Origin of the sequence: Sedimentibacter sp. B4 (assembly GCF_000309315.1) — a bacterium.
In the GTDB taxonomy this organism is placed as follows: domain Bacteria; phylum Bacillota; class Clostridia; order Tissierellales; family Sedimentibacteraceae; genus Sedimentibacter; species Sedimentibacter saalensis.
In genome coordinates, this window is sequence record NZ_CANG01000119.1 from 1 (window position 1) to 208 (window position 208).

1 pseudogene is annotated in these 208 nt (G+C 69.7%); it reads right to left on the reverse strand.

Annotated elements, in window-relative coordinates:
* Window positions 1-208: pseudogene (locus BN358_RS26115) on the reverse strand (hypothetical protein); the annotation flags it as partial.

Sequence of the window (208 nt, forward strand, 5' to 3'; positions counted from 1 at the left end):
GCGCGCTCGCCGGCGAAGTCGTCGGGCAGCGTGAGCGGGATCACCCAGCAGGTGGCTGTGCCGGAGCCCTCGACGCCGCGGGTGACGACCAGCTTCACTACGTATTCCGGGCGTGGTTCGGCGAGTTCGACGACGCGGTGGATGGCGGCACGGATCGCGTCGGTGGTACCCCACGCGTAGTGCTGGACCGTGCCGTGCAGCAACTGCA